The organism is Pantoea sp. X-Soil-ISGK-355, from assembly GCF_059730805.1.
Window position 1 is genome coordinate 3,334,773 of the sequence record NZ_AP035971.1, and the last position, 25,406, is coordinate 3,360,178.

A 25,406-nucleotide genomic window follows, 5' to 3' on the forward strand; every position below is an offset into this window, starting at 1 on the left:
GGGCCTTTTTTGTACGATAACTGTATGTCAGTTACAGCACGTCGACAGCGTTCAGCTCTTTGAAAGCCTGCTCCAGACGCACGACCATAGAGGCCTGGGCAGAACGCAGCCAGACGCGTGGGTCGTAGTATTTTTTGTTTGGCTTGTCGTCGCCTTCCGGGTTACCCAGCTGCGACTGCAGATAGCCTTCGTTCTTTTTGTAGTACTGCAGGATGCCGTCCCAAGTTGCCCACTGGGTGTCGGTATCGATGTTCATCTTGATCACGCCGTAGCTGATAGACTCTTCAATTTCTGCAGCTGAAGAACCTGAACCGCCGTGGAAAACGAAGTCCAGCGCGTTGTGCGGCAGGCCATGTTTTTCACACACATATTTCTGCGAATCACGCAGAATGGTTGGGGTCAGTTTCACGTTACCTGGTTTGTAAACGCCGTGCACGTTACCGAATGAGGCCGCAATGGTGAAGCGCGGGCTAATCGCATGCAGTTTTTCGTACGCGTAGTTCACATCTTCTGGCTGGGTGTAGAGCGCAGATGCGTCCATGTGGCTGTTATCCACGCCATCTTCTTCACCACCGGTGCAGCCCAGTTCGATTTCCAGCGTCATGTCCAGTTTCGCCATGCGCGCCAGGTATTTGCTGCTGATCTCGATGTTCTCTTCCAGAGACTCTTCTGACAGATCGATCATATGAGAAGAGAACAGTGGTTTACCGTTTTTCTGGAAATACTCTTCACCTGCGTCCAGCAGACCGTCGATCCATGGCAGCAGTTTCTTGGCACAGTGGTCAGTGTGCAGGATAACCGGCACACCATACTGCTCAGCCATCAGGTGAACATGGTGTGCACCCGCGATAGCGCCGAAAATGGCCGCGCCCTGTGGTTTATCAGTCTTGAAGCCTTTACCCGCGATAAATGCAGCACCGCCGTTAGAGAACTGGATAATGATTGGCGCTTTAACTTTCGCAGCGGCTTCCAGTGCGGCATTGATAGAGTCGGTGCCGACGCAGTTTACGGCTGGCAGTGCGAATTTGTTCTCTTTCGCAACTTTGAAGATCTTCTGTACGTCATCACCAGTGACAACGCCGGGTTTTACGAAATCAAAAATTTTAGACATGATTGTGTCCTGTTTCGTGACCGTTGTTCCCCTTGAGGAACGTCGATTTAAACGCCCAGACGGGCAAGACTTCAGGCGATGCCACGGGCATCGCCCCCAAAGGATTACTGCTTAGCACGCTCTTCCAGCATAGCAACTGCAGGCAGTTTTTTGCCTTCCACGAACTCAAGGAACGCGCCGCCGCCGGTAGAGATGTAGGAAATTTTGTCTTCAATGCCGAACAGGTCGATAGCCGCTAAGGTATCGCCGCCGCCAGCAACAGAGAAGGCATCGCTGTCTGCAATGGCGTTAGCCACGATCTCGGTGCCTTTACGGAAGTTAGGGAACTCAAATACGCCCACCGGGCCGTTCCACAGAATGGTTTTAGCATCCTTCAGGATAGCAGCCATTGCCTGTGCAGTTTCGTCACCGAAGTCCATAATCTCTTCGTTATCCGCCACTTCCGAAACCTTTTTCACGGTCGCTGGCGCAGTTTCAGAGAATTCTGTGCCGACGCGTGAGTCAGTCGGAACCGGGATGCCGTGCTGATCACGCAGGCCTTTGGCTGCTTCAACGAAGTCGGGTTCATAGAGTGATTTACCGACTTTGTTGTCGATAGCGACGAAGGTGTTCGCGATGCCGCCGCCCACAATCACGGTGTCCGCGATTTTGACCAGAGACTGCAGCACGTCAAATTTGGTAGAGACTTTAGAACCGCCAACGACAGCCACCAGCGGACGCTCCGGGTTGCTCATGACTTTACCCAGCGCTTCCAGTTCCGCAGAGAGCAGCGGGCCAGCACAGGCGATAGGGGCAAATTTGCCGACGCCGTGGGTAGACGCCTGCGCACGGTGCGCAGTACCAAAGGCGTCCATCACAAATACGTCGCACAGCGCAGCATATTTTTTAGACAGCGCTTCGTCGTCTTTCTTTTCGCCTTTGTTAAAGCGAACGTTTTCCAGCACCACCAGTTCGCCAGCGCCGACTTCAACACCATCGAGGTAATCTTTTGCCAGGGTCACATTGGTGCCGCTCAGCTTCTCTTTCAGGTAGTTAACTACCGGCAGCAGCGAGAACTCTTCGTTGTACTCACCTTCGGTCGGACGACCCAGGTGGGAGGTAACCATTACTTTCGCGCCCTGTTTCAACGCCGCTTCAATGGTTGGCAGAGAAGCACGGATACGTGCATCAGACGTCACTTTACCTTCTTTAACTGGTACGTTCAGATCGGCACGGATCAGAACGCGTTTGCCAGCCAGATCCAGATCGGTCATCTTAATTACAGACATGGTGAACCCTCTCGTTGATTCTCATAAGTTTTGCCAGACGCAAACCGCGTCTTACCTGAAACCGCTTGCGGCCATCGCTAACGTCGTGTCGAGCATTCGGTTAGCAAAGCCCCATTCGTTGTCACACCAGACCAGGGTCTTGATAAGGTGTTGACCGCTGACCCGCGTTTGTGTTCCATCCACAATGGCACTGTGCGGATCATGGTTAAAATCTACTGAGACTAACGGTAATTCCGTATAGTCAACTATACCACGAAATGCCCCTTCTGCCGCGCTCCGCAACAGGGTGTTAACATCACACGCTGTCACCGCGTTATGCACAGAAACGCTGAGATCAATGGCCGTCACGTTAATCGTCGGGACGCGAACGGCTATTGCCTCAAAGCGATCGTTGAATTTCGGAAAAATACGGGTAATGCCGGCCGCCAGACGTGTATCCACTGGAATGATCGACTGACTGGCTGCGCGTGTGCGGCGCAGATCGCTGTGATAGGCGTCGATCACCTGCTGATCGTGCATCGCCGAGTGGATCGTAGTGACGGTACCGGATTCGATTCCAAACGCATCATCCAGCAGCTTAATCACCGGAATAATGCAGTTCGTCGTACAGGAGGCGTTGGAAACGATGCGGTCGCTGGCGGTCAGTGCCTGCTGGTTAACGCCATACACCACCGTGGCGTCGAGATCGTTGCCACCGGGATGAGAGAACAGCACTTTTTTAGCGCCCGCCTGCAGATGCGCTTCGCCATCAGCCCGCGAGCCATAGACGCCGGTGCAGTCCAGCACCACATCCACGTCGAGTTCACGCCAGGGCAAATCGGTAATGTCTGCACGGTGCAAAATACGCAGGGTATCCCCCCCCACCCACATCACATCGCGCTCCTGACGGACATCGAAAGCAAAACGGCCATGGCTGGTATCGTATTTCAGCAGGTGTGCCATACCGGTGGCTTCTGCCAGCTCGTTAATGGCGACCACAGTGATCTCTGCGCGTCGGCCCGTTTCATAGAGCGCGCGCAGGACGTTGCGTCCAATCCGGCCAAAACCATTTATCGCTACCCGTACCGTCATTTCTCTCCTGCCACGTCAGACTGAAAAAAACGTGCCGTTAGCCTGAGCGTTTCACTGCATTTTGTACAGGAGATTCTTACCCGGCATTGTCCGAAATCAGGGCGGTCTGCACGGCAACTGAAACGGTTCAGCCACAATAATAGAAGGAAGGAATAACAGGAATGATTGTGATCAATCCGACTGCTTAAATTTGGATCTGCGTCACAAATTCGAGCCATTGTCAGTTATTACTGGAGGAATAATAAATAAGAGGGATGAAAATTTCGTCCCTCTTATTTCGCTGCCAGACGGGAACAGACCCGCCCGGGCGGTTTTTACGCCAGCAGCGCCTTCGCTTTCGCGACCACGTTGTCAACGGTGAAGCCAAACAGTTCAAACAGCTGATCCGCAGGTGCAGATTCGCCGAAGCTGGTCATACCCACGATAGCGCCGTTCAGGCCAGTGTATTTGAACCAGTAATCCGCAATGCCCGCTTCGATAGCGACGCGCGCGCTGATCGCTTTCGGCAGTACAGATTCGCGGTATTCATCGCTCTGCTTGTCGAAAGCATCCGTTGACGGCATAGAGACCACGCGCACTTTGCGGCCTTCGCTGGTGAGTTTGTCCCATGCACCGACAGCCAGTTCAACTTCTGAACCGGTGGCGATCAGGATCAGCTCAGGTGTGCCGTCGCAATCTTTCAGCACATAACCGCCACGTGCCACGTTAGCCAGCTGCGCAGCATCACGTTCCTGCTGCGCCAGGTTCTGACGAGAGAAAATCAGTGCCGTCGGGCCATCTTTACGCTCAATGGCATATTTCCACGCCACGGCAGATTCAACCTGGTCACAGGGACGCCACAGGCTCATGTTTGGTGTGGTACGCAGGCTCGCCATCTGCTCAACCGGCTGATGCGTCGGACCGTCTTCGCCCAGACCGATAGAGTCGTGGGTGTAGACCATGATCTGACGGATCTTCATCAGTGCCGCCATACGCGCTGCATTACGCGCATATTCAACGAACATCAGGAAGGTCGCGGTGTACGGCAGGAAGCCGCCATGCAGCGCCAGGCCATTAGCGATAGCGGTCATACCGAACTCGCGCACGCCGTAATGGATGTAGTTACCCGCTGCATCTTCGTTGATTGGCTTGGAGCCAGACCAGATAGTCAGGTTGCTCGGTGCTAGGTCGGCTGAGCCGCCCAGGTATTCCGGCAGAATTTTACCGAAAGCTTCGATAGCGTTCTGTGAGGCTTTACGGCTGGCGATCTTCGCCGGGTTCGCCTGCAGCTGCTCAACGAACTTCTGTGACTCTTCCTGCCAGTTAGCGGGCAGTTCGTTGCTGACGCGACGTTTAAACTCGGCAGCCAGTTCAGGATGTGCCTGCGCATACGCAGCGAATTTCTTATCCCATGCAGATTCTTTCGCCTGGCCCGCTTCTTTCGCGTCCCACTCAGCGTAGATGTCAGAAGGAATAACGAATGGTGCGTGGTTCCAGCCCAGCTGTTTGCGGGTCAGAGCCACTTCATCATCACCCAGCGGTGCGCCGTGTGAATCATGTGTACCTGCTTTGTTGGGTGAACCAAAGCCGATAACGGTTTTGCACATCAGCAGTGAAGGCTTGTCGCTGACGCTTTTCGCTTCGTCGATCGCTTTAGCAATTGCATCCGCATCGTGACCATCAACGCCCCGCACCACGTGCCAGCCGTACGCTTCAAAGCGCTTCGCGGTGTCATCGGTGAACCAGCCATCAATGTGACCGTCGATAGAGATGCCGTTGTCATCATAGAACGCAACCAGTTTGCCCAGCTTCAGCGTACCCGCCAGCGAGCAGACTTCGTGCGAGATACCTTCCATCATGCAGCCATCACCCATGAAGACATAGGTGTTGTGGTCTACGATGTCATGACCCGGACGGTTGAACTGTGCGGCCAGCGTGCGCTCTGCAATGGCGAAGCCGACTGCGTTTGCGATGCCCTGCCCCAGCGGGCCGGTAGTGGTTTCAACGCCCACGGTGTAGCCATATTCCGGATGACCTGGAGTTTTTGAGTGCAGCTGGCGGAAGTTTTCCAGTTCACTCAGTGGCAGATCGTAGCCGGTCAGGTGCAGCAGGCTGTAGATCAGCATGGAGCCGTGGCCGTTAGAGAGGACGAAACGGTCGCGGTCGGCCCACAGCGGGTTGGTTGGGTTGTGGTTCAGGTAGCCGCGCCAGAGTACTTCAGCGATGTCCGCCATGCCCATTGGGGCACCCGGATGTCCCGATTTCGCTTTCTGTACTGCATCCATACTTAACGCACGAATGGCGTTGGCAAGCTCTTTACGAGAGGGCATTTTCTACTCCAGGTCGGATTAATGCTTCGCACCTTAACTGATTGTTATTAATGAGTTACCGGGCAAAACAAGGAAAAAGTTGCCCATCAATGTACATGAGAAACGGGGCAAAAGTACATGCTGTAAAACGCTAAATGCAGCCGCTTCGTATGGCTTTTCCAGCCAACTCTGCTAGCAAAGTGCAGACTGGCACGCTATAACCAAATCGTTTATTCACCTGTCTGAGTTTCAGGTGTTTGTTTTTCTTACCTTGTTATGAATGGGATACAGCATGAAAATCAAAAAAATGGTGTTAGCGCTTGGGCTGGCAACGCTACTCAGTGGCTGTCAGGGTTTAGACAATAATGCGCTGATGAAGTCGGGCGCGCAGGCGTATCAGGCTTATTCCCTGAGCGACGATCAGGTTAAGCAGCTCAGTGATAAATCCTGTGAGCAGATGGACAAAGATAATCAGGTTGCGCCTGCAGGCAGTGAGTATCAGCAGCGCCTGAACAAGATCGCCGCCGCGCTGGGCGACAACATCAACGGCGTTCCGGCGAACTACAAGGTTTATCAGACCAAAGATGTCAACGCCTGGGCAATGGCAAACGGCTGTATCCGCGTTTACAGCGGCCTGATGGATATGATGACCGATAATGAAGTGGAAGGCGTCCTGGGCCATGAGATGGGTCACGTGGCGTTAGGTCATACGCGCAAGGCAATGCAGCTGGCGTATGCCACGACCGCAGCCCGCACGGCAGCGGCCTCCGTGGGCGGCGTGATCGGTTCACTGTCTCAGTCGCAGCTGGGTGAAATGGGTGAAAAACTGGTAAATGCACAGTTCTCACAGACGCAGGAATCGCAGGCGGATGACTACTCCTACGATTTGATGAAGAAGCGCAATATCAATCCGGAAGGCCTGGTGACCAGCTTTGAGAAACTGGCGAAACTGGAACAGGGACGTCAGAGTTCGATGTTTGACTCGCACCCTGCTTCTGAAGCGCGCGCCGGGCACATCCGTGAGCGTATTGCCGCTGACGCGAAGTAATAGAGACGTCAGGCGCATGTACGGTGCATGCGCCTGTAAGGCGTATCAGGTCAACATCACTGACCTAACGCTTGAATATCTGATCCACCATCGAACCTAAATCGAGTTTGTTCTCGTGCAGCGATGCTTCATCCATGTGCCCCTGAGGTGACATCTTATCGATCAGCTGCGGCAGAATAACCGCCAGCGTGCCTGCGGCGCCCTTCACGTCGGTTCCCAGCTTATCTGCCAGTGACTGCAGTTCCGCCTCACCAAACGCTGTGTGGATGTCGCTGTGTTCTACCGGCTGATTCGTCCCGGTGCCGATCCACGAACCAAATACCTCACCCAGCCCGCCCTGCTGGAATTTTTGCAGCAGCACTTCGATGCCGCCCTGCTCCTGTACCCAGTGCCAGACCGCCTGCAACTGTCCGGGCAGATGCCCGTCACTCTGGTTGCCCTGCAGCGCTCCCGCCAGTTCATCCAGAAAGCCCATAATTGCCTCCACGTTGAGAATTGATATCCGTCAGTTTAGTTGCTGATGCGCGGTTACGCCTGATGTGCGTGCGCTATCAAAGGGGACAAGCTGAAGGCGAAAAGCGGATGGGCAGAGTTGTTGGCATTGCGCCGCCTCACTTAGCGGCGCAATGCCAGCCAGGCAAACCCGGCAGGCTTCTCTTATCAGAGACGGAATTAGCCTTTGTTCGCAGCCTGAACATGCAGCATATCCAGCGCCAGCGTCGCCGCCGCCAGTGCAGTCAGATCCGCATGATCGTAACCCGGTGCCACTTCTACCAGATCCATGCCAACAATGTTCATGCCCTGAAGGCCACGAATCAGCTTGGTCGCTTTATCAGTGGTCAGGCCGCCAATGACCGGTGTGCCGGTGCCAGGCGCATGGGCCGGGTCCAGACAGTCGATATCGAAGGTCAGATAAACAGGCAGATCGCCGACGGTGCGTTTTACTTCGGCGAGGATATCGTCAACGCTGCGGTCATTGACCTGTGCCGCATCCAGCACGTTGAAGCCCAGGCTCTTGTCGAACTCGGTACGGATACCAATCTGCACGGAATGCTGTGGATCAATCAGGCCTTCTTTCGGCGCGGTAAAGAACATGGTGCCGTGGTCAAAGGTCGGGCCGTTGGAGTAGGTGTCGGTATGGGCATCAAAATGCACCAGCGCCATCTTGCCGAAGTGTTTTGCATGAGCGCGCAGCAGGGGCAGCGTGACGTAGTGGTCACCGCCAAAGGTCATCATGCGCTTGCCATTGGCCAGCAGTTTTTCAGCATGGGCCTGTAACTTGTCTGAGAGATCCTGCGAGTCGCCGAAGGCGTAAACCAAATCGCCACAGTCGACGACGTTCAGACGCTGACGCAGATCGAAATCCCACGGCCAGCGGCAGCCTTCCCAGGCCAGATTAGTAGAGATCTGGCGGATTGCGCCCGGACCGAGGCGGCTGCCCGGACGACCAGAAGTGGCGGCATCAAACGGCACGCCGGTGATAACCCACTCGGCGTCGCTGTCGTAAGGCTGGAAATTCAGCGGAAAACGCATGAAGCCAAAGGCGTTAGAAACCAGGGAGTTGTCGTACTGATTGCCAAGCGTGTTATACATAATTGCTCTCTCTATGTGCGTAAGTCGGGCCAGGCCCGCAAGCCATTAAGGTTGAGATGAAAAAAATCCCCTCCGCGTCGTTAGGCCCGACGAGGAAGGGATTGAGTGGTTCAGATTATCGACATAGTTAACGGCAACTGCAATATGCGATTACGGGCTGCCGGGGCCGGTTACTCATCTTCCAAATAGGTGTATCCGTAGAGGCCGCTCTCAAACTCTTCCAGGAACTGAGCGCGCAGCTCGTCGTCAAGATCGGACGCCTGCACCTGATTGCGGAACAGCGCCATCAGCTCGTTAGGATCCAGCTGCACGTAACGCAGCATATCAGCCACGGTGTCGCCTTCATCAGAAAGCTGCACTTCTACTTCGCCATTTTCGCGCGCGTAAACATCCACCGCCTCGGTGTCACCGAACAGGTTGTGCATGTTGCCCAGGATTTCCTGATAAGCACCCACCATAAAGAAGCCCAGCATCGGCGGGTTATCAACATCATATTGCGGCATCGGCATAGTGGTGGCGATACCGTCGCCATCGACGTAGTGATCGATGGTGCCATCAGAGTCACAGGTGATGTCGAGCAACACGGCGCGGCGCTCTGGTTTCTTGTTCAGCCCTTCCAGCGGCAGGACCGGGAACAGCTGATCGATACCCCATGCATCCGGCATTGACTGGAACAGCGAGAAGTTAACGTAGATCTTATCCGCCATCCGCTCCTGCAGTTCGTCAATGATCGGACGGTGCGCACGGTTGCTGGGATCAAGATGCTGCTGAATGTAGTGACAGATGCTCAGATAGAGCTGCTCAGCCCATGAACGCTGTTTGAGATCGTAAGTGCCGGACGCATAGCCTGTGTGAATATCAGACAGATCCATCTGGCTGTCATGCAGCCATTCACGCAGCGAACGACGGGTGTCCGGCTCGTGCATCTCCTGCCAGGTTTCCCACATGCTGAGGATCGGGCGCGGCGCATCCGCATCCGGCGTTTCGGGTTCGCTGAACTCGTTACGCTCCACACCGATGATGTTGGAGACCAGCACCGTATGGTGCGCGGTCACGGCACGACCGGACTCAGTGATCACCGTCGGATGGTCCAGACCGTGCTCATCACAGGCAGCGCCAATCGCCCAGATCACATTGTTAGCGTACTCATTCAGGCCATAGTTGACCGAGCAGTCAGACTGCGAGCGTGTGCCTTCGTAATCGACGCCCAGACCGCCGCCGACGTCGAAACATTTGATGTTGACGCCCAGCTTCGCCAGTTCGACGTAGAAGCGCGCCGACTCGCGCACACCGGTGGCGATGTCGCGGATGTTGGACATCTGCGAACCCAGATGGAAGTGCAGCAGCTGCAGGCTGTCGATGCGACCTGCTTCACGCATGATCTCAACCAGCTTCAGCACCTGGGTCGCGGACAGACCAAACTTCGACTTTTCGCCGCCGCTCGACTGCCATTTACCGGAGCCCTGTGAAGCCAGACGCGCACGGATACCGAGACGCGGCACCACATTCAGACGCTCCGCTTCTTCCAGCACCAACCGTACTTCTGTCATCTTCTCAAGCACCAGATAGACCTTGTGGCCCATCTTCTCGCCGATCAGCGCCAGACGAATATATTCACGGTCTTTATAGCCGTTACAGACGATCACCGAGCGGGTCTGTCCGGCGTGCGCCAGCACCGCCATCAGCTCTGCTTTGGAACCTGCTTCCAGCCCAAGCGGCTCGCCACAGTGGATCAGCGACTCAATCACGCGTTTATGCTGGTTAACTTTAATCGGGTAAACCAGGAAGTAGTCGCCCTTGTAACCGTAGGATTCACGTGCACGTTTAAAGGCGGCGTTAATCGAACGCAGACGATGCTGCAGGATCTGCGGGAAGCAGAATAAGGCAGGCAGACGCTGACCCTGGGCTTCGCGCTCTTTCACCAGGCGGGCTAAATCGACGCGCACATCCGGACGATCCGGATCGGGGCAGACACTGATGTGGCCCAGTTCGTTAACGTCGTAATAGTTGTTGCCCCACCAGGCGATGTTGTACGTACGCAACATTTTGCTCGCATCCTGATCGTTCATTGCAACCTCCTGCATGGAGCGGAGTGTACCCTGTTCGCCAGCTGACGAACCTTTGATATTCTTCATGTCGTCAGACATCGCGAACCTCAATTTTCCGTTGAAAGATAGAACTGTTAACCGGCTTTATGGCCGCTAATCTGAAAACCTGTTGCCACATTAAATGCACTGTCCTGTTCACCTGACATCGCCGTCAGCGCGATTCACGCATGAGAGTTAAGTGTAAAACACCCTGGCCATCTCCGTTGAAACAGAGAACATTTAACCGATCACTATTGACCATGGATAATCTGTGTCGTTCCGCTGCGCGGGCGCAGAGAAGAGACAAAATCGCTTGAGCAGAGATAAAGATTAGCCGGCGCCTGTGTCGGTAAAATTACCGCATCGGACGTTGTGTCGGCAGAAAAGAGAAACAGATGGGAAGCGGGAGAGAGCCAGCGCCACGCCGCAGCGCAGAGAACCGGAAAGAGAAAAAGCGTGGTTCATTACTTGTATCACCTCCGCATATGCCAGGGGCACATGGAAAACAACCTGGGTGAAAGCCAGATCAGAGTCCGACAGGCGCGACGCAAAGAGTAGCGTCATTCTTGCTGCTGCTCTCGAAGCAGCGGCGTTTTATACCGTTTACGGCTCTAAAATGCAAAAAGATTATCCGGGAATTGCGTGAAGTGTCAGCAAATTATGTCGATAACGCTAACAGGTTAAATGCTGAAACAGAAAAAGGGCTGGTAATTGGTTTCCCCTCTATCCTAAAATAGCCATCCAGATGGTTTTCCATCTAAACAGGTTACTATCCAGGCGGTGTTGGCCCGCTGTGCTGACACAACCTCACTGCTCGCGGCTTTGCCTGAAGGGGCGTCAGGTCAGACAACCTCACTGGCGCTATGCAGTCGTACTCAAACCATATTTAAGGTAAAGAACAGAATGGCTAAACACCTTTTTACGTCCGAGTCCGTATCAGAAGGACATCCCGATAAAATCGCCGACCAGATCTCCGATGCTGTGCTGGATGCAATCCTTGAACAGGATCCGAAAGCGCGCGTGGCCTGCGAAACTTACGTTAAAACCGGTATGGTGCTGGTTGGCGGTGAAATCACCACCAGCGCCTGGGTCGATATCGAAGAGATCACCCGTAAAACCGTACGTGAAATCGGCTATGTTCATTCCGATATGGGCTTTGATGCCAACTCCTGTGCGGTATTAAGCGCGATTGGTAAACAGTCTCAGGATATCAATCAGGGCGTTGACCGTACCGATCCACTGGAACAGGGCGCGGGCGACCAGGGCCTGATGTTCGGCTATGCCACCAACGAAACAGATGTGCTGATGCCTGCGCCGGTGACCTATGCGCACCGTCTGGTGCAGCGTCAGGCTGAAGTGCGTAAAAACGGCACATTGCCGTGGCTGCGTCCGGATGCCAAGAGCCAGGTCACTTTCCAGTATGACGATGGCAAAATCGTCGGCATCGATGCCGTCGTGCTCTCTACCCAGCACGCAGAATCCATCAGCCAGAAAGATCTGCAGGAAGCGGTGATGGAAGAGATCATCAAGCCGGTTCTGCCAGCAGAATGGCTGAGCGCCTCAACCAAATATCACATCAACCCAACCGGTCGCTTTGTGATCGGCGGCCCGATGGGCGATTGCGGTCTGACCGGTCGTAAAATCATTGTGGACACCTACGGCGGCATGGCGCGTCACGGTGGCGGTGCGTTCTCGGGTAAAGATCCGTCAAAAGTTGACCGCTCTGCAGCCTATGCAGCGCGTTACGTGGCGAAAAACATCGTGGCTGCCGGTCTGGCTGACCGTTGTGAAATCCAGGTCTCCTACGCTATCGGCGTGGCTGAACCGACCTCCATCATGGTGGAAACTTTCGGCACTGAGAAAATCTCTACCGAACAGCTGACGCTGCTGGTACGTGAGTTCTTCGACCTGCGTCCATATGGTCTGATTCAGATGCTGGATCTGCTGCACCCAATCTATAAAGAGACCGCCGCTTACGGTCACTTTGGTCGCGAACATTTCCCGTGGGAAAAAACCGACAAAGCAGCCCTGCTGCGTGAAGCAGCTGGCCTGTAAGATCAGCGACTGCTAATAAAACCCTGCCCCTGCGGCGGGGTTTTTTATCGCCTTTTCAGCCCCACTGCTGACCAGAGAATTTTTTCTCACGCACGCAGACTGAACGCCATATTCGCGCAGTTCCTGGCGACCTTCAGACGTTATAAAAATAAATCTGCCCGGCATCTCCTTCACTCTGAAGCAAATTTTCCATTCTCAGCTACACTTCCTTTCGCTTTTTCTGACGACAAAATGTTAACGATTACAAATTGAAATGCTTTGTTTTTCTGATATTTAGGAATTAACGCACGTAGTTATTATGCTGAAAATGCGTTATTTTCAGCGTCGTCTGATAGCCACTAAATAGAGCATTGTCAGAAACTTAATGAGTGCTATACCTCACTGGTTAATTAATCTTTCCGGGAAAAATATGCTGAATTTCAGGGTTTCAGCGTGTGTAAGCGATTACACTGATGTGATCAGACTCACTTTTTTCCCGCAAAAGGTTTTTTAACATTGATAAAAACAATGATGGATAAACCTGGAGGCTCCCATGCCTGGCAATACACACAAAAGCAGAACTTCAAATAAGGCGATGACCTTATTTGTCTGCTTTCTGGCGGCCCTTGCGGGACTGCTGTTCGGCCTGGATATCGGCGTTATCGCCGGTGCCCTGCCGTTTATCGCAAAGGACTTTAACGTTACTCCTCATCAGCAGGAGTGGATCGTCAGTTCCATGATGTTTGGTGCGGCGGTCGGTGCTATCGGCAGCGGCTGGATGTCTTCCCGCCTGGGGCGTAAAAAAAGCCTGATGGCCGGTGCGATTCTGTTCGTTATCGGTTCACTCTGGTCGGCAATGTCGCCGAACCCGGAAATGCTGATCAGCGCCCGCGTTCTGCTGGGCCTGGCAGTGGGTATCGCCTCTTATACTGCCCCGCTTTATCTTTCTGAGATCGCTCCGGAAAAAATTCGCGGCAGTATGATTTCGCTTTACCAGCTGATGATCACCATCGGTATTCTGGGTGCTTACCTTACTGATACCGCCTTCAGCTTTACCGGCAACTGGCGCTGGATGCTGGGCATTATCACCATTCCGGCACTGCTGCTGCTGGTTGGTGTTTTCTTCCTGCCAAACAGCCCACGCTGGCTGGCGGCGCGAGGCAACTTCCGCGATGCGCAACGTGTACTGGATCGTCTGCGTGATACCAGTGAGCAGGCAAAACGTGAGCTGGAAGAGATTCGTGAAAGTCTGAAGGTCAAGCAGTCTGGCTGGGGTCTGTTCACCAGCAGCAGCCACTTCCGTCGTGCGGTCTATCTCGGCATCCTGTTGCAGGTTATGCAGCAGTTTACCGGTATGAACGTTATCATGTATTACGCGCCAAAAATCTTCGAAATCGCGGGCTTTACCAACACCACCCAGCAGATGTGGGGCACGGTGATTGTGGGTCTGGTCAACGTACTGGCCACCTTCATCGCTATTGGTCTGGTGGATCGCTGGGGCCGTAAACCTACGCTGATTCTGGGCTTTATGGTGATGGCAGCCGGTATGGGCGTGCTGGGTACGATGCTGCATTTCGGTATCCACTCTGCGGGCGCGCAGTACTTCGCAGTAGGTATGCTGCTGATGTTCATCGTTGGTTTTGCGATGTCAGCCGGTCCGTTGATTTGGGTACTCTGTTCCGAAATTCAGCCGCTGAAAGGCCGCGACTTCGGTATCACGGTTTCCACAACCACCAACTGGATCGCAAACATGATCGTGGGTGCGACCTTCCTTACGATGCTGAATACGCTGGGCAACGCGAACACCTTCTGGGTCTACGCACTGCTTAACCTGTTCTTTATTCTGCTGACGCTGATGCTGATCCCGGAGACCAAAAACGTCTCGCTGGAGCACATCGAACGTAACCTGATGGCAGGTAAAAAACTGCGTGACATCGGTTCACGCGATTAACATTACCGGATAAAACGCGGTAAAAAAAACGGCGGGGTTTCTCTGGAAACCCCGCCGTTTTTATTTGTTCAATACAGGATTACAGCGTGTTAACTCGCCCTGCCGGCAATGGCTGACGTATGCAGCAGAGCGCCAGCGCCATAATGAAAATGGTGACGGTCTGATTATACGGCAGTACCGAATCGGTTAATCCGCAGATAAACAGTGCCAGCATTGGCAGCGCCACGCCGCGCAGATCGCACTTCTTCAGCATGCCGCCAGCCACAGTCAGATAGAGAAGCACCAGCGACAGCGTACCCAGCCAGCCCTGTAGCGTGGTTACTTCCAGAAACTCATTGTGCATGTTGTATTTAACGTTGGTGTAGCCTTCAACATTCAGTGGATAGTGCGCCATGATGAACTGACGCGCCTCGGTAGTGCGCGCATCCGGCGTCGCAAAACTGCCATGATGCTCAATAAAGTTGACCGCCCCGCCCCAGATCGCGACACGTGCGCCCAGAGAGGTCGAGCTGTTTGATCCGTAGTTCTCAATGTCCTGCACGCCTTCCACCCAACGGTTACTGGTCATCAGGATCAGCACCGCCAGTACGCCTACTAACAGTGCGCTAATCCGCCAGTTGGTCAGCAGCGACAGCCGCCAGGTCTGCAACAGGAACAGCAGCCCCACGGCAATCAGCGCAATCAGCGTTACGCGGGTGCCGCACAGGTAGAGCAAGGCAAAGGTCACCGCCAGTACGGCGATGTCGGCAATCTTCCAGTATCTGTGCGTCTCGTAACGGCTCAGCCACAGCCAGGCGCAGTAGATAAACAGAATCATGTAGGAGGACATGGAGGCCGCTTCGGTGGTGAGCTTAATGCGGATATTCTCGGTATAGAGATGCTCATGAATACCAAAGCCCAGCGTAATCAGCAGACCGACCAGAATTAACACCTTTCCAATACGCAGCGTGGTTGCAGAGACCCGATTGCCATAAATCGCCAGACTAAGCAGCACAAAGGCGCCCAGCAACAGCCGCTTCGCCCCCAGCAGATAGTTGCTGATATTGGTCATGGCATCGTTTGAGGGCGCGGTCTCAATCCCCTTTGTGTGTATTGCCCAGAACAGACGGATCAGAGCAAAGATAATCAGCACAGCAAACAGGACGACATAAAAACCGTTCTCTTTAAACGCTACTCGCTTGCGCACTACGCCATACAACACAGACGCGACGGAGAGATAAGAGACCAGATAAAATATTTTTTGCGGCAGGCCGGAAACAAACATATTCAGTGACAGCGCCAGACAGAGCGCAACAACTGAGGCATTAACCATTAACGTTAATCCATTACGGCTGCTTTTATTTGTCATGCTTAACCTCAGTCAGACGGTTAAATGCACTCATCAGGTGCTTCATATAATTTTCCTCATAAAAACCGGTGATGCTCGCTTTAATAACCTGATGATCGGGAAAGGGGTAATCCCGGCTCATGGCGTTGAGAATAGCGGCAAGCGCCATGCTGTCATTGGTGGGGTAGAGCTGACCATTGAGACCGTTCTGAATAATTTCTGACGGGCCACTGATGCAGTCGGATGAGACGCAGTAGACGCCCCGTGACATCGCCTCCAGCAGGATCAGCGGGAAGCCTTCAAAGTTCGAGGTCATGAGCAGACAGGTGACCTGTCTGATATGGCGGATGACATACTCCCAGGCGTTCTCCTGCCAGCCATGCCAGGTGATACGATCCTGAATGCCGAGTTCCGACACGTAATGCTGACATTGCGTCAGATCTTCCCCATCCCCGACAATTTCCAGCGTCCACGGCGCATCCAGATGCTTTAACGCATCAAACAGATCTTTAAGCTGTTTCTGCCGCTGAAAATGGACGCGGCCGATATAGAGAAACTTCAGCCCCTGCGGCCTGCCGATAACCACGTCATTACGCCTGATCGGGTTGTAGATAACGTCCACGTCAGTGGCGCGTGCACCTAACTCCACCAACTGCTCTTTAATCTGCTTACTGATGGCAAAATGGTGATCGGCCCGCAGCAGATAATGTGGGCGATAGCGTTCACGCGGTGGCAGGTGCATCCAGCTCGACAACATGATTTTACGTCCTGAGAGCGTAATGGCCCGGCGCGTCATCAGACAGGGAATGGTGTTGAGGGTCAGAACATGATCAGGCTGATAACGACGAAAGAAGGCGGCCATTCTCAGCGTGTGAATAAGATTTTTTATTTTCTTATTCCGCAGCGTGCAGACGCTCTCTGATAAAACGGCGTTGGCAGTCCAGGCGCGAGAGAGGCTCTCCTCTCCGCTGTTGATAATAAACAGCCCCGCTTCCGTTCCGGATTCCTTATTGAGGGCGGTAATCAGCTGGCAGGTCACATTCTCCATACCGCCGCGGCCAGCCATGAGATCGGTAACCAGCACAATGCGCTGTTTCCTGATGTTATTATTTTTCATTGCGTTGTCCGTACACTGTGCTTTCCGCTTCTGATCCATTCACTCTGCTGTGAACATTAGCAACAGGATATTCTAAAAAAGGCCGTAACCATATTTAATCCAGAAATTTCAGCCAATAGCAGGGACACTCCTGGCCACTCTCCCGCGGTGGATCGTATGGATCGAAACTGGCGAAAGAGTATAGTCGCTGCGCTGTCGTTTTCACGGGTAACGTTGAGTTCCTGGACGACGGCGATTATTCTGAGCGCCATGAAAACACCTCGTCTCCCCATTGCCCTGCAGCAGGCCGTAATGCGCTCATTGCGCCAGTCGCTTGAGCGTGCAAATCTGGCACTGAAAACCCATTATCCGGAACCGAAGCTGCTTTACCAGCAGCGCGGTACGGCGGCGGGCACCGCCTGGCTGGCGTCCTGGGAGATCCGCATCAATCCGGTGCTGCTGCTGGAAAATCAGCAGACATTTATCGATGAAGTGGTGCCGCATGAGCTGGCGCACCTGCTGGTGTGGAAACAGTTTGGCCGCGTCGCACCACACGGCAAAGAGTGGAAGTGGATGATGGAGCAGGTTCTGGGCGTTCCGGCACGGCGCACCCATCAGTTTGAGATCGCCTCCGTACGCAGTAACACCTTTGCTTACCGCTGCCAGTGCCAGCAGCATCAGCTGACGGTTCGCCGCCACAATCGTGTTCTGCGTAAAGAAAGTGAATATCGCTGCGTGCACTGTGGCAGCCTGCTGGTCGCAGGCGAGTTTGTCGCTTCCTGAGAACAATCCCCATTCCGCCCTATTCCACATTCTGTTAACCTGCCGCCCTTTTTCGTACCAGGAAGAAATCCGGAATATGTCTCGCATACTAAGTCTGGCGGTTGCGCTGCTATTTGCACCTGCCGCTGACGCCCTTAATCTGAATAACTATCATCAAAATAACTTCCAGCAGGCTAAAACCTTTGCGGCGGCGATTAACGCCGATGCGCCGGGTTCATTCTACTGTGGCTGTAAGATTCAGTGGCAGGGCAAAAAGGGCATTCCCGATCTCAACAGCTGTGGTTATCAGGTGCGCAGGAACGCCAATCGCGCCGGGCGCATTGAGTGGGAACATGTGATGCCGGCCTGGGAGTTTGGTCATCAGCGTCAGTGCTGGCAGGACGGAGGCCGCAAAAACTGCAGCAAGGACCCCGACTATCGCCGCATCGAAACAGATTTGCATAACCTTCAGCCTGCAGTGGGTGAAGTGAATGGTGACCGTGGTAACTTCGCCTATAGTCAATGGAACGGCAGCGAGAAGCAGTACGGCCAGTGTGAGATGAAGATCGACTTCAAACTCAAACAGGCGGAGCCACCCGCGCGGGCGCGCGGAGCTATTGCCCGAACCTATTTCTACATGCGCGATCAGTACCATCTGCGCATTTCGCGCCAGCAGACGCAGCTGTTTACCGCCTGGGACAAGCTCTATCCCGTCACAAAGTGGGAGTGTGAACGCGATCAGCGCATTGCAAAGGTTCAGGGCAATCACAATCCTTATGTGCAGCAGGCTTGCCAGCGCTAAAATCCCTGCCCTACACTAGCTTTTTTTCCCATGACGCCGCTGCAGTGCGGCGTCCGGTTTCAGGAACCTTATGCGCATACCTCGCATCTATCACGCCGGGCCATTAGAGATCGGCAGTGAAATTACCCTGGATGAAGATGCATCCAATCATGTGGGCCGGGTACTCCGGATGACGGCAGGCCAGCGTCTGGAACTCTTTGATGGCACTAATCTGACTTTTGCAGCAGAGATCACGCATGTTGATAAAAAGCGTGTAAAAGTATCGCTCACAGAGAGCCAGCCGGACGATCGCGAGTCACCTTTGCATCTGCATTTAGGTCAGGTGATGTCGCGCGGTGAAAAAATGGAATTCACTATCCAGAAATCGATCGAGCTGGGCGTGAATGTCATTACACCCTTGTTTTCCGAGCGCTGTGGCGTAAAGCTTGATGCTGAACGTCTGGCGAAGAAGATCCAGCAGTGGCAGAAAATTGCTATTGCCGCCTGCGAACAGTGTGGCCGTAATCGCGTGCCGGAGATTCGTGAAGCGATGACGCTGGAAGCCTGGTGTGCAGAGGCTGACAGCGGTCTGAAGCTCAACCTGCATCCGCGCGCCAGTCACAGCATCAATACGCTGCCACAGCCTGTTGAGCGGGTACGGCTGCTGATTGGCCCTGAAGGCGGTTTGTCTGCGGACGAAATTGCGATGACGGCCCAGCACGACTTTACTGACATTCTGCTTGGCCCACGGGTATTACGCACCGAAACCACCGCGCTGACGGCCATTACGGCACTTCAGGTGAGGTTTGGCGACCTGGGTTAAGCGATACTTTCAGCGGAAAGAGCGCAGGCATGATGTCCTGACCGATCGGCCCACTGCAGACCGAACCAGACGAGGCGGTAAATACCGCCTCACCGAGGAGATAATAATGATTAAACTTGGCATCGTGATGGACCCTATTTCGTCCATCAATATTAAAAAAGACTCCAGCTTCGCTATGCTGCTGGAAGCACAGCGCCGCGGTTACGAAATTCACTACATGGAGATGCACGATCTCTCCATGCGCGGTGGCGTGGCCTCTGCCCGCACCCGTCTGCTGACCGTCGAGCAGAATCCTGACAACTGGTATCAATTCGGCAGCGAGCAGGTGATCCCGCTGGCTGACCTGAACGTGGTGCTGATGCGTAAAGATCCGCCATTCGATACCGAGTTCATCTATGCAACCTACATTCTGGAGCGCGCAGAAGAGCTGGGTACACTGATCGTGAACAAACCGCAGAGCCTGCGTGACTGTAACGAAAAGCTCTACACCGCCTGGTTTGCCGAGTTTACGCCTGACACCCTGGTGACCCGCAGCAAAGCGCAGCTGCGTGACTTCTGGCAGGAGCATGGCGACATCATCATGAAGCCGCTGGATGGCATGGGTGGCGCCTCTATCTTCCGCGTGAAGAAAGACGATCCTAACTTTGGTGTGATTACCGAAACCCTGACCGAGCATGAGAGCCGTTTCTGCATGGCACAGAACTACATTGCGGCGATTAAAGAAGGCGACAAACGCGTGCTGGTTGTAGATGGCGAACCGGTCCCTTACTGCCTGGCGCGTATCCCGCAGGGTGGTGAAACGCGTGGTAATCTCGCCGCCGGTGGTCGCGGTGAAGCGCGTCCGCTGAGCGAAAGCGACTGGGAAATTGCGCGCCGTGTAGGCCCAACGCTGAAAGCAAAAGGACTGATTTTTGTCGGTCTCGACATCATCGGTGATAAACTGACTGAAGTTAACGTGACCAGCCCAACCTGCATTCGTGAAATTGAGGCTGCGTTCCCGATCTCCATCACCGGCATGTTGATGGATGCCATTGAGAAGCGCCTGGGCTGAGCAAGAAGCCGGGGCGTGGCTCCGTGATCAACCCAATACCGGTGCGGCCGTCGCGTGCCGGTTATTTTTTTGGTACATCGTGTGAGAATGAATTTACAACATCACTTTTTGATTGCCATGCCTTCATTGCAGGATCCTTTCTTCAAACGTTCCGTGGTCTATCTCTGCGAACATAACGAAGAGGGTGCAATGGGACTGATCATCAATAAACCCATGGAAAACCTGACGGTTGAAGGCATTCTGAAGAAGCTGAAAATCCCTGCTGACGATCGCGACCCGGCCATCAGGCTGGATAAACCGGTGTTTACCGGCGGTCCGCTGGCGGAAGATCGTGGCTTTATTCTGCACTCAGCACAACGCACGTTTACCTCCAGCATTCGCGTCTCAGATAACACGATTATCACTACCTCCCGTGACGTGCTGGAGTCGATTGGCACCGCGTCTCAGCCCACCAATGTGCTGGTCGCGCTGGGTTACTGCGCCTGGGAAAAAGATCAGCTGGAAAATGAGCTGATGGAAAATGCCTGGCTGACCACGCCCGCTAACAGCAATATCCTGTTCCAGACGCCGATTTCAGAGCGCTGGCGCGAAGCGGCGCGCAGTATTGGCGTCGATATTCACAACATGGCCAGCGACGCGGGACACGCCTGATGTCAACTCAGACTCTGTTAGGTTTCGACTTCGGCACCAAAAGTATTGGTGTCGCTGTAGGTCAGGAACTCACGGGCAGTGCCCGTCCGCTGACCGCAATTAAAGCGCAGGATGGCATCCCGGACTGGCTGGTGGTCGAAAAGCTACTGAAAGAGTGGCAGCCCGATTTTGTCGTCGTCGGCCTGCCGCTGAATATGGATGGCACCGAGCAGCCGCTGACTGACCGCGCGCGTAAATTTGCCAACCGCCTGCACGGTCGCTTTGGCATCCGGGTAGAGCTGCAGGATGAACGGCTCAGCACGGTAGAGGCGCGTGCTGGCCTGTTTGAGCGCGGCGGTTATCGCGCCCTCAACAAAGGCTCGGTCGATTCACAGTCTGCTGCCATCATTTTGCAGGACTGGTTCGAAAACCATTACTGATCGGCTTACTCAATCAGACCGGCTGCCTGACGCGCCAGCCGGCTCTGCTCAAACGTCTGCATACCGGCCTGTGCGCCGGTCTGCAGCAGCGCGGGGATCTGATGCATCTTGCCTTCCCGGATCAGATTCGTGATACCCGGAGTGGCGATCAGTACCTCAAACAGTCCAATCCGCGATCCAGCCACTGAGGTTACCAGCCGCTGTGCAATCACTGCTTTCAGGCTGCCCGCGAGTTGCGTACGCACCAGCTGCTTCTCCTCCGCCGGGAAGACATCCACCAGCCGATCCACCGCCTGCGCCGCGCCACGAGTATGCAGCGTCGCCAGTACCAGATGGCCAGTCTCCGCCGCCGTCAGCGCCTGACGGATGGTGTCGCTGTCGCGCAGCTCACCCAGCAGGATGACGTCGGGATCTTCACGCAGCGCCGCCTTTATCCCCAGCGAGAACGAATCGCAGTGCAGGCCGATTTCGCGCTGCTGAATCAGCGACTGCTGGCTGTGATGGATAAATTCAATCGGATCTTCCAGCGTAATGATATGGCGCGCCTGCTGGCGGTTCAGCGCATCGACCAGCGCCGCCAGCGTGGTCGATTTACCACTTCCGGTCGCACCGGTCACCAGAATCAGGCCATCCTGCTGCTCCAGCAGCGTCGGCACAATGGCGGGCAGCTGCAGGCTCTCCAGCGTCGGGCTCGTCGTGGCGATGATGCGCAGCGCCAGTGACAGGCCGTTACGCTGCATAAACAGATTGGCACGCAGACGCTGACCGCCAGCCAGGCTCAGAGCGAAGTCGAGCTGCCCTGCGCGTTCCAGCGCCTGCCGCTGCGGGTCACTGAGCCAGCGGGTCATAAACTCTGCCATCCAGGCGGCAGAAAGCGGGCCCTGCTGCGAAATGACCTCCAGCTTTCCCTGCCGCCGCCAGTAGGGCAAATGTCCGCAGCAAAGGTGCAGATCGGCGGCATTATGCTTTACACTAAGCCCCACCATTTCATCCAGATTCATAATTTCTCCTGACTATGACTTCAATCCAGCAGAACTTACAGCAAGTGCGGCAGCGAATCGCCGCCGCTGCCGCGCGTTGCGGCCGCGCACCAGAAGAAATTACCCTGCTTGCAGTCAGTAAAACCAAACCTGCGAGCGCGGTCGAAGAAGCCTTTGCCGCTGGCCAGATTGCCTTCGGTGAAAATTACGTTCAGGAAGGGGTTGAAAAAGTTCAGGCACTGGCCGCACATCCTGAGCTGGCGTGGCACTTCATCGGCCCGTTGCAGTCCAACAAAAGCCGTCTGGTGGCGGAAAATTTCGCCTGGTGTCACACCATTGACCGCCAGCGCATTGCGCAGCGGCTCAACGATCAGCGGCCCGCCTCGCTGCCACCGCTGAATGTGTTAATTCAGGTAAATATCAGTGACGAGAACAGCAAATCTGGCATCATGCTGGAGGCCGTTTCCGGGCTGGCGGAGCAGATCGCTGCCCTGCCGCAACTGCGGCTGCGGGGATTGATGGCGATTCCGGCAGCGGAGAGTGATTACCAGCGGCAGCTGGCGGTGTGTCAGCAGATGGCGGAAGCCTTCCGGCAGCTGCAACAGCACTATTCTGGTATAGATACGCTTTCGCTGGGAATGAGCGATGACATGGAGGCGGCAATCGCCGCAGGTAGTACGATGGTGCGTATCGGCACCGCCATTTTTGGCGCACGAGATTATGCGCACAACTCACAACAATAACAGAGGAACTTCATGTTAACACTGACGTTTTTAGTAAAAACGCTGATCGATCTCTACGTCATGGTGCTGCTGTTACGCATCTGGATGCAGTGGTCCCGCTGCGATTTTTACAATCCAGTGGCGCAGTTTGTCGTAAAAGTGACACAGCCAATTGTTAAGCCACTGCGCCGCATACTGCCGGCGCTGGGGCCGATTGATACCGCCTCGCTGCTGCTGGCCTTTGTGCTGACCACGCTGAAATACCCGATTCTGCTGCTGATTCAGGTGGGCGTGTTCTCGGTCGATCCGACTAACCTGCTGGTCGGCCTGCTGTCGCTGGTGAAATCCGCCGGCTATCTGGTCTTCTGGGTCATTATCGTACGCTCTCTGATGAGCTGGATCAGCCAGGGACGTGGCCCGGTCGATTATCTGCTGGTGCAGTTAACCGAGCCGATGATGGCCCCTGTTCGCCGTATTCTGCCTGCGATGGGCGGCATCGATTTCTCTGCGATGATCGTCATCCTGGTGCTGTATGCCCTGAACTTTCTCGGCATGGACCTGTTTCCGGGTCTCTGGTATCTGCTGTAAATGAATCAAACTGGAACTGTTATGCAAAAAGTTGTGCTCGCAACCGGCAATCCCGGCAAAGTGCGTGAACTGGCGGAGTTACTCTCCGCCTTTGGTCTGGATATCGTCGCGCAGACGGACCTTGGGGTTGAATCGGCAGAAGAGACCGGCCTGACCTTTATTGAGAACGCGATTCTCAAAGCGCGTCACGCGGCACAGATCACCGGATTACCGGCCATCGCCGATGACTCCGGCCTGGCCGTGGATGCGCTGGGCGGCGCGCCTGGCATCTACTCGGCGCGTTACGCCGGTGAAGAGGCCAGCGATCAGCAGAACCTGGAGAAGCTATTACAGGCGCTGGAAAACGTCCCTGACGGTCAGCGCCAGGCGCAGTTCCACTGCGTACTGGTCTATCTGCGTCATGCGGAAGACCCGACCCCGCTGGTGTTTCACGGCAGCTGGCAGGGGGAAATTACGCGTTCCGCTGCGGGTTCCGGTGGCTTCGGTTACGACCCGATTTTCTTTGTCCCGGCGCTGGGTAAAACTGCGGCCGAGCTGAGCAAAGCGGAAAAAGGTGCGGTTTCTCACCGGGGTAAAGCATTGACGCTGTTGCTGGAAGCGATGCGTAATGCCTAATCTGCCGCCGTTAAGTCTCTACATCCACATTCCGTGGTGCGTACAGAAGTGCCCCTACTGTGATTTTAACTCCCACGCGCTGAAAGATGAGGTGCCGCACGTTGAATATGTGCAGCACCTGCTGCGCGATCTGGAGATCGACCTGCCGCTGATCGGCGACCGGGAAGTGCGCACGATTTTCATTGGTGGCGGCACGCCCAGCCTGCTGAGCAGCAGCGCGATGCAGATGCTGATGGATGGCGTGCGGGAGCGTCTGACGCTCTCCCCTGATGCGGAAGTGACCATGGAAGCAAATCCTGGTACCGTGGAAGCGGACCGGTTCAGCGCCTATCAGCGCGCCGGTATCAACCGTATTTCGATTGGTGTACAGAGTTTCAGTCCGCAAAAGCTGCAGCGTCTGGGCCGTATTCACGGCCCGGAAGAGGCCGTACGCGCCGCCGAACTGGCAGAGTCGCTGTCGCTGCGCAGCTTTAACCTCGACCTGATGCATGGCCTGCCCGATCAGTCTCTGGAGGAAGCGCTCGACGATTTACGTCAGGCGATTGCGCTTAACCCCCCGCATCTCTCCTGGTACCAGCTCACCATCGAACCCAACACGCTGTTTGGCTCACGCCCGCCGGTGCTGCCAGATGATGATGCACTTTGGGATATTTTCGAACAGGGTGATCGGCTACTTCAGGCGGCGGGTTATCAGCAGTATGAAACCTCCGCCTACGCGAAGCCGGGTTATCGCTGTGAACACAACCTCAACTACTGGCGCTTTGGCGACTATCTGGGGATTGGCTGTGGCGCACACGGCAAGCTGACGCAGCCGGATGGCCGCATTGTCCGCACGGTGAAAACCCGTCATCCGCGTGGCTTCATGCAGGGTAACTACCGCGAAAAGCAGTATGAGGTTGCCGATAGCGACAAGCCGTTTGAATATTTCATGAACCGCTTTCGCCTGCTGGAGGCCGCGCCGCGCGACGAGTTCAGCCGCTACACCGGTTTGTCAGAGCAGGTGATCCGTCCGCAGATGGATGCCGCGATTGCCACCGGTTATGTGACGGAAACCGCTGATCAGTGGCAGATTACGGAGAAAGGGAAGCTGTTCCTGAATTCGCTGCTGGAGCTGTTTTTAGCGGAAGAGTAGCAAAAGTG

Annotated in this window: 24 protein-coding genes; 13 read left to right on the forward strand and 11 right to left on the reverse strand. The window is 54.8% G+C overall.

The window, feature by feature from the left end:
• Positions 1-31: 31 nt before the first annotated feature.
• The 4 genes from fbaA to tkt all read right to left on the reverse strand — a co-directional run bounded on the left by fbaA (position 32) and on the right by tkt (position 5,759).
• A complete protein-coding gene (gene fbaA, locus AC6I8J_RS15275; RefSeq protein WP_013358958.1) occupies positions 32-1,111 on the reverse strand; it encodes a class II fructose-bisphosphate aldolase in 1,080 nt (359 codons plus the stop codon).
• A 104-nt stretch (positions 1,112-1,215) separates the two neighbouring features.
• Positions 1,216-2,379, reverse strand: a complete 1,164-nt coding sequence (gene pgk, locus AC6I8J_RS15280) for a phosphoglycerate kinase (protein ID WP_033733685.1) — start codon at positions 2,377-2,379, stop codon at positions 1,216-1,218.
• 51 nt (positions 2,380-2,430) lie between these two features.
• The gene (gene epd, locus AC6I8J_RS15285) at positions 2,431-3,450 is read right to left on the reverse strand and encodes an erythrose-4-phosphate dehydrogenase (protein WP_161732622.1); all 1,020 of its coding nucleotides are present in this window, start codon (positions 3,448-3,450) and stop codon (positions 2,431-2,433) included.
• A 314-nt stretch (positions 3,451-3,764) separates the two neighbouring features.
• On the reverse strand, positions 3,765-5,759 hold the full coding sequence (gene tkt, locus AC6I8J_RS15290) for a transketolase (RefSeq protein WP_161732624.1): 1,995 nt from the start codon (positions 5,757-5,759) through the stop codon (positions 3,765-3,767).
• A gap of 271 nt (positions 5,760-6,030) precedes the next feature.
• On the opposite strand from tkt, the gene loiP reads away from it, so the two are divergent.
• Positions 6,031-6,786, forward strand: a complete 756-nt coding sequence (gene loiP, locus AC6I8J_RS15295) for a metalloprotease LoiP (RefSeq protein WP_497825539.1) — start codon at positions 6,031-6,033, stop codon at positions 6,784-6,786.
• Positions 6,787-6,850: 64 nt separating this feature from the next.
• Here the strand turns inward: loiP and AC6I8J_RS15300 are convergent, their stop codons facing one another.
• The 4 genes from AC6I8J_RS15300 to AC6I8J_RS15315 all read right to left on the reverse strand — a co-directional run bounded on the left by AC6I8J_RS15300 (position 6,851) and on the right by AC6I8J_RS15315 (position 11,030).
• Positions 6,851-7,261, reverse strand: coding sequence for a YidB family protein (locus AC6I8J_RS15300; RefSeq protein WP_161732628.1), 411 nt, complete (start codon positions 7,259-7,261; stop codon positions 6,851-6,853).
• Positions 7,262-7,458: 197 nt separating this feature from the next.
• Positions 7,459-8,379, reverse strand: a complete 921-nt coding sequence (gene speB / locus AC6I8J_RS15305; RefSeq protein ID WP_161732630.1) for an agmatinase — start codon at positions 8,377-8,379, stop codon at positions 7,459-7,461.
• Positions 8,380-8,549: 170 nt separating this feature from the next.
• Complete coding sequence (gene speA / locus AC6I8J_RS15310; protein WP_161732632.1) at positions 8,550-10,526, reverse strand: biosynthetic arginine decarboxylase; 1,977 nt, start codon at positions 10,524-10,526, stop codon at positions 8,550-8,552.
• Positions 10,527-10,796: 270 nt separating this feature from the next.
• On the reverse strand, positions 10,797-11,030 hold the full coding sequence (locus AC6I8J_RS15315; protein WP_497825540.1) for a hypothetical protein: 234 nt from the start codon (positions 11,028-11,030) through the stop codon (positions 10,797-10,799).
• 339 nt (positions 11,031-11,369) lie between these two features.
• On the opposite strand from AC6I8J_RS15315, the gene metK reads away from it, so the two are divergent.
• Together metK and AC6I8J_RS15325 are read left to right on the forward strand one after the other, a co-directional pair.
• On the forward strand, positions 11,370-12,521 hold the full coding sequence (gene metK, locus AC6I8J_RS15320) for a methionine adenosyltransferase (protein ID WP_010248851.1): 1,152 nt from the start codon (positions 11,370-11,372) through the stop codon (positions 12,519-12,521).
• A 532-nt stretch (positions 12,522-13,053) separates the two neighbouring features.
• Entirely contained in the window at positions 13,054-14,451 is a 1,398-nt protein-coding gene (locus AC6I8J_RS15325; RefSeq protein WP_161732634.1) for a sugar porter family MFS transporter, read from the forward strand.
• 79 nt (positions 14,452-14,530) lie between these two features.
• Here the strand turns inward: AC6I8J_RS15325 and AC6I8J_RS15330 are convergent, their stop codons facing one another.
• Together AC6I8J_RS15330 and AC6I8J_RS15335 are read right to left on the reverse strand one after the other, a co-directional pair.
• On the reverse strand, positions 14,531-15,763 hold the full coding sequence (locus AC6I8J_RS15330) for an O-antigen ligase family protein (protein ID WP_161732731.1): 1,233 nt from the start codon (positions 15,761-15,763) through the stop codon (positions 14,531-14,533).
• Between the two features lie 25 nt (positions 15,764-15,788).
• Positions 15,789-16,934, reverse strand: a complete 1,146-nt coding sequence (locus tag AC6I8J_RS15335; RefSeq protein WP_222925007.1) for a glycosyltransferase — start codon at positions 16,932-16,934, stop codon at positions 15,789-15,791.
• A 210-nt stretch (positions 16,935-17,144) separates the two neighbouring features.
• Here AC6I8J_RS15335 and AC6I8J_RS15340 point away from each other — a divergent pair, with 210 nt between their 5' ends.
• From AC6I8J_RS15340 to ruvX, 6 genes are all read left to right on the forward strand, one after another.
• Positions 17,145-17,657: a SprT family zinc-dependent metalloprotease gene (locus AC6I8J_RS15340; protein WP_161732638.1), complete on the forward strand. Its 513-nt coding sequence runs from the start codon at positions 17,145-17,147 to the stop codon at positions 17,655-17,657.
• A gap of 76 nt (positions 17,658-17,733) precedes the next feature.
• Positions 17,734-18,438, forward strand: coding sequence for a deoxyribonuclease I (endA, locus tag AC6I8J_RS15345; RefSeq protein ID WP_161732640.1), 705 nt, complete (start codon positions 17,734-17,736; stop codon positions 18,436-18,438).
• Between the two features lie 70 nt (positions 18,439-18,508).
• A complete protein-coding gene (gene rsmE, locus AC6I8J_RS15350; protein ID WP_161732642.1) occupies positions 18,509-19,240 on the forward strand; it encodes a 16S rRNA (uracil(1498)-N(3))-methyltransferase in 732 nt (243 codons plus the stop codon).
• A 106-nt stretch (positions 19,241-19,346) separates the two neighbouring features.
• Positions 19,347-20,291, forward strand: a complete 945-nt coding sequence (gene gshB, locus AC6I8J_RS15355; protein WP_098052423.1) for a glutathione synthase — start codon at positions 19,347-19,349, stop codon at positions 20,289-20,291.
• A gap of 87 nt (positions 20,292-20,378) precedes the next feature.
• Positions 20,379-20,942, forward strand: coding sequence for a YqgE/AlgH family protein (locus AC6I8J_RS15360; protein WP_161732646.1), 564 nt, complete (start codon positions 20,379-20,381; stop codon positions 20,940-20,942).
• Entirely contained in the window at positions 20,942-21,361 is a 420-nt protein-coding gene (gene ruvX / locus AC6I8J_RS15365) for a Holliday junction resolvase RuvX (protein WP_161732648.1), read from the forward strand. Before AC6I8J_RS15360 ends, ruvX begins: the two co-directional genes overlap by 1 nt.
• Positions 21,362-21,366: 5 nt before the next feature.
• Here the strand turns inward: ruvX and AC6I8J_RS15370 are convergent, their stop codons facing one another.
• Entirely contained in the window at positions 21,367-22,362 is a 996-nt protein-coding gene (locus AC6I8J_RS15370) for a type IV pilus twitching motility protein PilT (RefSeq protein ID WP_253419995.1), read from the reverse strand.
• 14 nt (positions 22,363-22,376) lie between these two features.
• Here AC6I8J_RS15370 and AC6I8J_RS15375 point away from each other — a divergent pair, with 14 nt between their 5' ends.
• The 4 genes from AC6I8J_RS15375 to hemW are packed head-to-tail and all read left to right on the forward strand — an operon-like array spanning position 22,377 to position 25,398.
• Positions 22,377-23,084, forward strand: a complete 708-nt coding sequence (locus AC6I8J_RS15375) for a YggS family pyridoxal phosphate-dependent enzyme (RefSeq protein ID WP_161732652.1) — start codon at positions 22,377-22,379, stop codon at positions 23,082-23,084.
• Between the two features lie 12 nt (positions 23,085-23,096).
• Positions 23,097-23,651 carry a YggT family protein gene (locus AC6I8J_RS15380; RefSeq protein ID WP_150014212.1) on the forward strand — a complete coding sequence of 185 codons (555 nt, stop codon included), beginning with the start codon at positions 23,097-23,099 and terminating at the stop codon, positions 23,649-23,651.
• 21 nt (positions 23,652-23,672) lie between these two features.
• Entirely contained in the window at positions 23,673-24,266 is a 594-nt protein-coding gene (locus AC6I8J_RS15385) for an XTP/dITP diphosphatase (RefSeq protein ID WP_161732654.1), read from the forward strand.
• Complete coding sequence (gene hemW, locus AC6I8J_RS15390) at positions 24,259-25,398, forward strand: radical SAM family heme chaperone HemW (protein WP_253419998.1); 1,140 nt, start codon at positions 24,259-24,261, stop codon at positions 25,396-25,398. The genes AC6I8J_RS15385 and hemW overlap by 8 nt, the downstream gene beginning before the upstream one ends.
• Positions 25,399-25,406: the final 8 nt, after the last annotated feature.

What these genes read in the sequence shown, in the direction of transcription:
- fbaA (WP_013358958.1), bottom strand. Translation starts at nt 1,111, where the DNA reads ATGTCTAAAATTTTTGATTTCGTAAAACCCGGCGTTGTCACTGGTGAT.
- pgk (WP_033733685.1), bottom strand. Translation starts at nt 2,379, where the DNA reads ATGTCTGTAATTAAGATGACCGATCTGGATCTGGCTGGCAAACGCGTT.
- epd (WP_161732622.1), bottom strand. Translation starts at nt 3,450, where the DNA reads ATGACGGTACGGGTAGCGATAAATGGTTTTGGCCGGATTGGACGCAAC.
- tkt (WP_161732624.1), bottom strand. Translation starts at nt 5,759, where the DNA reads ATGCCCTCTCGTAAAGAGCTTGCCAACGCCATTCGTGCGTTAAGTATG.
- loiP (WP_497825539.1), top strand. Translation starts at nt 6,031, where the DNA reads ATGAAAATCAAAAAAATGGTGTTAGCGCTTGGGCTGGCAACGCTACTC.
- AC6I8J_RS15300 (WP_161732628.1), bottom strand. Translation starts at nt 7,261, where the DNA reads ATGGGCTTTCTGGATGAACTGGCGGGAGCGCTGCAGGGCAACCAGAGT.
- speB (WP_161732630.1), bottom strand. Translation starts at nt 8,379, where the DNA reads ATGTATAACACGCTTGGCAATCAGTACGACAACTCCCTGGTTTCTAAC.
- speA (WP_161732632.1), bottom strand. Translation starts at nt 10,526, where the DNA reads ATGTCTGACGACATGAAGAATATCAAAGGTTCGTCAGCTGGCGAACAG.
- AC6I8J_RS15315 (WP_497825540.1), bottom strand. Translation starts at nt 11,030, where the DNA reads ATGACGCTACTCTTTGCGTCGCGCCTGTCGGACTCTGATCTGGCTTTC.
- metK (WP_010248851.1), top strand. Translation starts at nt 11,370, where the DNA reads ATGGCTAAACACCTTTTTACGTCCGAGTCCGTATCAGAAGGACATCCC.
- AC6I8J_RS15325 (WP_161732634.1), top strand. Translation starts at nt 13,054, where the DNA reads ATGCCTGGCAATACACACAAAAGCAGAACTTCAAATAAGGCGATGACC.
- AC6I8J_RS15330 (WP_161732731.1), bottom strand. Translation starts at nt 15,763, where the DNA reads ATGGTTAATGCCTCAGTTGTTGCGCTCTGTCTGGCGCTGTCACTGAAT.
- AC6I8J_RS15335 (WP_222925007.1), bottom strand. Translation starts at nt 16,934, where the DNA reads ATGGATCAGAAGCGGAAAGCACAGTGTACGGACAACGCAATGAAAAAT.
- AC6I8J_RS15340 (WP_161732638.1), top strand. Translation starts at nt 17,145, where the DNA reads ATGAAAACACCTCGTCTCCCCATTGCCCTGCAGCAGGCCGTAATGCGC.
- endA (WP_161732640.1), top strand. Translation starts at nt 17,734, where the DNA reads ATGTCTCGCATACTAAGTCTGGCGGTTGCGCTGCTATTTGCACCTGCC.
- rsmE (WP_161732642.1), top strand. Translation starts at nt 18,509, where the DNA reads ATGCGCATACCTCGCATCTATCACGCCGGGCCATTAGAGATCGGCAGT.
- gshB (WP_098052423.1), top strand. Translation starts at nt 19,347, where the DNA reads ATGATTAAACTTGGCATCGTGATGGACCCTATTTCGTCCATCAATATT.
- AC6I8J_RS15360 (WP_161732646.1), top strand. Translation starts at nt 20,379, where the DNA reads ATGAATTTACAACATCACTTTTTGATTGCCATGCCTTCATTGCAGGAT.
- ruvX (WP_161732648.1), top strand. Translation starts at nt 20,942, where the DNA reads ATGTCAACTCAGACTCTGTTAGGTTTCGACTTCGGCACCAAAAGTATT.
- AC6I8J_RS15370 (WP_253419995.1), bottom strand. Translation starts at nt 22,362, where the DNA reads ATGAATCTGGATGAAATGGTGGGGCTTAGTGTAAAGCATAATGCCGCC.
- AC6I8J_RS15375 (WP_161732652.1), top strand. Translation starts at nt 22,377, where the DNA reads ATGACTTCAATCCAGCAGAACTTACAGCAAGTGCGGCAGCGAATCGCC.
- AC6I8J_RS15380 (WP_150014212.1), top strand. Translation starts at nt 23,097, where the DNA reads ATGTTAACACTGACGTTTTTAGTAAAAACGCTGATCGATCTCTACGTC.
- AC6I8J_RS15385 (WP_161732654.1), top strand. Translation starts at nt 23,673, where the DNA reads ATGCAAAAAGTTGTGCTCGCAACCGGCAATCCCGGCAAAGTGCGTGAA.
- hemW (WP_253419998.1), top strand. Translation starts at nt 24,259, where the DNA reads ATGCCTAATCTGCCGCCGTTAAGTCTCTACATCCACATTCCGTGGTGC.